At 65.0% G+C, this 437-nt stretch carries 1 protein-coding gene; it reads right to left on the bottom strand.

Annotated features, from left to right (window positions below; all coding sequences use genetic code 11):
- A partial coding sequence (locus RM844_RS32895; RefSeq protein ID WP_311671091.1) for a hypothetical protein occupies window positions 1–437 on the bottom strand: 437 nt, incomplete at both ends.

Genomic DNA, 437 nt, shown 5'->3' with positions numbered 1-437 from the left:
AGGCGGTTGCGGTCGTCGAGTCCGTGTAGCTGTCGAGCGCGAACGAGTTGAACGCCTGATTGATGCCGACGCCGCCGGGCGTGAACGAGAGGATGTTCGCGAGCTGGTTCGAGCCGAGCACGCTCATCACCGAGCCGAACGTGACCGGGATGCTGTAGGCCGCGAGGAAGACGACGATCACCATCACCTTCGCCACGTAGCCGCCTACCTGCGGGATCAGCACGAGCCTTAGGTACGCGCGGAGGTCGCCGAGGATCGCCGCGCCCTTCTTTGCCCGGGCCCACATCTTCTTGACCCAGCCCCAGAAGATTCGCGCGAGCAGGACGAGCAGGAAGACCGCGCCGCCGATGATGCCGAGCGTGAGCACGACGTGGCTCGTGATCGCATCTCTCTCGTTGCCGAACTGGAAGTCGAAGGAGCCGGCCACGGCCCAGAAC

The sequence above is a fragment of the Streptomyces chisholmiae genome, from assembly GCF_031845445.1.
GTDB classification, from domain to species: Bacteria; Actinomycetota; Actinomycetes; order Streptomycetales; family Streptomycetaceae; genus Streptomyces; species Streptomyces chisholmiae.
Note: the sequence above shows the minus strand (reverse complement) of the source record. Positions and strands in the feature narration are given on the sequence as shown.